General features: G+C 35.4%; 5 protein-coding genes. 1 reads left to right on the plus strand and 4 read right to left on the minus strand.

Annotated elements, in window-relative coordinates; translation table 11 throughout:
• Both ABIQ28_RS10840 and ABIQ28_RS10845 read right to left on the minus strand, forming a co-directional pair.
• The coding region (locus ABIQ28_RS10840; RefSeq protein WP_348037158.1) for a lytic transglycosylase domain-containing protein at window positions 1-809 on the minus strand (809 nt) is incomplete at its 3' end.
• A 45-nt stretch (window positions 810-854) separates the two neighbouring features.
• The gene (locus ABIQ28_RS10845; protein WP_348037160.1) at window positions 855-1,523 is read right to left on the minus strand and encodes an alpha/beta hydrolase; all 669 of its coding nucleotides are present in this window, start codon (window positions 1,521-1,523) and stop codon (window positions 855-857) included.
• Between the two features lie 207 nt (window positions 1,524-1,730).
• On the opposite strand from ABIQ28_RS10845, the gene ABIQ28_RS10850 reads away from it, so the two are divergent.
• Complete coding sequence (locus ABIQ28_RS10850; RefSeq protein ID WP_348037162.1) at window positions 1,731-2,027, plus strand: N-acetyltransferase; 297 nt, start codon at window positions 1,731-1,733, stop codon at window positions 2,025-2,027.
• Window positions 2,028-2,067: 40 nt separating this feature from the next.
• Here the strand turns inward: ABIQ28_RS10850 and ABIQ28_RS10855 are convergent, their stop codons facing one another.
• Window positions 2,068-2,574 carry a hypothetical protein gene (locus ABIQ28_RS10855; protein ID WP_348037164.1) on the minus strand — a complete coding sequence of 169 codons (507 nt, stop codon included), beginning with the start codon at window positions 2,572-2,574 and terminating at the stop codon, window positions 2,068-2,070.
• 125 nt (window positions 2,575-2,699) lie between these two features.
• A partial coding sequence (locus ABIQ28_RS10860) for a radical SAM protein (protein ID WP_348037166.1) occupies window positions 2,700-3,509 on the minus strand: 810 nt, incomplete at its 5' end.

Raw genomic sequence — 3,509 nt, forward strand, 5'->3', positions numbered from 1 at the left:
CCGTACTCTTCTGCAAATGCAGTAAAATTAGGGATTTCCTTATCTACGACAACATTAAATGTGGGGATATTGGAATAGAGATCTGGTTCCTCAAAATTGAATCCATAGGTTTTTGGATTGTTCATTATTTCTTTCAAAGCCACAATCCTGAACATATAACGACCTGTTTCTTCTCCTAATAACAAATCATAATAACCATTGACATTCTGTTCTTTTAATCGGCGTGATATCCCCCCATTTCCTGCGTTATAAGCCGCAGCAGCCAACGTCCATGAACCTAAACTTCTTTTTGATTGCAACAAATACTTACAGGCCACTTCGGTAGATTTTTCCAAATTGTAACGTTCATCGACGTTTTCATTCACTTCTAGTCCATTTTCTTTTGCTGTGGCGGGCATAATCTGCCAAACACCTCTTGCTCCTGCTGGAGAAACGGCATTGGTTAAACCACTTTCTATGACTGCTAAATACTTAAAATCATCTGGAATACCGTGCTTTTTTAAGATCGGCTCTATCACAGGAAAATACTTTTGAGCACGTTTAAACATCAAAAGTCCGTTGGATTGCCAATAGGTGTTGACCAAAAGCTCTCTATCCATCCGCTCATAAACATCAGGATCTGATAACGGCATTGGCTCATCGGCAAAGTTCAGATCATCCGGTATTTTTACAGCGTATATATTATAACCATTGACCATCTTTTGCTCGGGCAGTAAATCACTGTCAGCAGGCTTTTGTACAGCAAATATAAACAGCCCTGAAATGCATACAAGGCCTATGACTGCTAGTAAATTCTTAATCATTTTCATTTTCTGATTTTTTTTTATAAATGTAAAAAAATAATTCAACAGTAATCAATTTGATCCTGTTATTAGTTTTGGAAGATTTTTATTGAACCATCTATATTTTGTAACGACCATAATATGGGTCCCTCCTTTTACCACAATACAGTTTCCTTCGCAAGAATGTGTAAAAACGGCATCCTTATCGCCGTGTATATAAACGGCATCTTTAATAGGCTCTTCCTGATCCCAAAGCAACATTTCCTTTATAGCCCAATCCAAATAACGCTTGTCATTTACGGCGAGATAGGTTTTGTACAAATCAATTCGTTTGGAAATGGTGTCATTAAAGGCATACTTTTTAAGAACGTCCAAATTGGAAAGCAATTGTGTGGGCGCGAACTTATATGCTCTTATAAATTTAGCGATTTTCATACGCTTCGGAAGTTCATGACGTGACTTTACACTGCTTACCACAATCAATTTACTCACCTCCATAAACTTACTCATTTCCTGAACCAAAACACCTCCAAAAGATACGCCCAAAAGCACCGGGTTTTTATGCTCTATTTTTTCAATCATGCGTTTGGCATAGTGTTCCAAACTTTCATTCACTTCTGGAATCATCCATTCCAACCAATAAATTTTAAATTGATCTTCAGGTAATTTAATGCGCTCAAAGATGGTTGGTTTTGCAGCCATTCCTGGCATAAGATAAACAGGAATAATTTCTTTCTCCATGTGCTGATTTTAAGCGTAACCCAAACTTAGTGATCAAAGTAAGATAAGACATTAAATTCTTTAAAGCCCCGTAAACGTTTACTTTATAAGGATTTAACATCTTAGGCGGCCGATACTAACGTAATTTTTCGTAAATTTGTCAAGCAAAGCTATATAAAATTAGCGATTACCTCCTTCCAACCATTAAATAAAATTAAAGATATTATTATGAATGATGCAGCAGATTTAGTTGACAATGATTTCTTACGTCAATTTGAACTTAAAGTTGAAGACGATTTAGCAAAAATTGAGTACTCTCTTCAAGACCGTAAAATTTTTCTAACCAAATTATGTATTCCTGAGAGCATTACCTCTGAAGAATTTGAAGCCAATTTTTTAACCTTGGTTTTTGAGAATATCTCCGAACGCAATATTAGTGTTGTTCCTACAAGTCCGGAAATAGCTAAGTTTATAAGGAAAAACAGGAAGTATCAGAAAATGCTTCCAGTAGGTATTAGAATATAATTTAAAATAAAAATCCGAAACTTAGTTTCGGATTTTTTTATTATTTCTTCCTATAAACCAATGTGAGATCCTTGCTTTCAATCACTTCTGTAAAGACTTCGTTGTATATTTTAATGGCATTGGCATAAACAAGCGTCAACTTGTTTCTTTCCACCATACCAACTGCATTGTTTAATTCTATATTTAGCTTATCAACTTGAAGATACGATGTAGAAAAACCAATGGTTCCCTCATCGCAAATTTCTTCAACAAAGTAAACATCAGAAGTATCCTCTTTTAAACGAATCGTTATTTCGGGATTGAATGTGTTACTAGAAGTAACAATACCTTTATGATTAAAATTCAAAGTTTCGTTGACGTTACACGCTGTCTTATCTAAAAAATTTAAGCTATGGACTTGGTTATTGCCTAAATCAAATGGAATGCCTACCGTCCACATAATCAATTCCCAATCACCAACGACAGGGTACTTATCATCCTCTTTAGAACAGCTTGCGCATATAAAAAAACAAACAGAGAGAAAAAGCAGACGAAAGGTAATATTCATTTATAATTGTTGTTAGATAAGGAGCCAACATCAAAATTATAAATTAGGGATGGTCTTCTAAAAAAAACACGGCCAATAGCTGAAAAGACGGTTAAAAAACACTCAGCAGATTTAAAAAAACAGGTTTATTCAGACAAAACGGCAACAAATTCAAACCTTACAATGCCATCGTCATCAATTTTAGTCAGCTCTATTTCATGCAAAGTATTTACAAGTGCAGGATTCCATGGCGTTTTTACTTTAACATAGTTTTCTGTAAAACCATGTATATAACCTTCTTTATTTTCGTTTTCAAACAAAACGGTGTGTGTGCTTCCTAATTGGCTTTCGTAAAACGCACGACGTTTTTTAACGGATAAGCCTCGTAGCATTTTACTGCGTTTAGCTCTTACGTTTTTTGAAACCACGCCGTCCATCTCTACAGCTTCGGTATTATCACGTTCAGAATAGGTAAACACATGTAAATAGGATATATCAAGTGCATTCAAAAAGTTATAGGTCTCTAAGAAATGTGCGTCAGTTTCTCCGGGAAAACCCACAATGACATCCACACCAATACAAGCCTGTGGCATGACTTCTTTTATTTTTGAAACGCGATCCACATAAAGTTCCCTCATGTAACGACGTTTCATTTTTTTAAGAATGTCATTACTTCCACTTTGTAATGGAATATGAAAATGCGGAACAAAAGCTCTTGATTTTGAAACCAAATCAATCGTTTCATTTTTCAACAAATTGGGCTCGATGGATGAAATTCGCAAACGCTCAATACCTTCTACCTGATCCAATTCTTTAACCAAATCTAAAAAGGTGTGCTCGTGTTTTTTATTGCCGAATTCACCTTTGCCATAATCGCCAATATTTACCCCAGTTAACACGATTTCTTTGATATTTTGAGCGGCAATTTCTTTGGCGTTTTTAACGACACTTTCCAT

The sequence above is a fragment of the Gelidibacter sp. genome (assembly GCF_039916245.1).
Lineage (GTDB): Bacteria > Bacteroidota > Bacteroidia > Flavobacteriales > Flavobacteriaceae > Gelidibacter.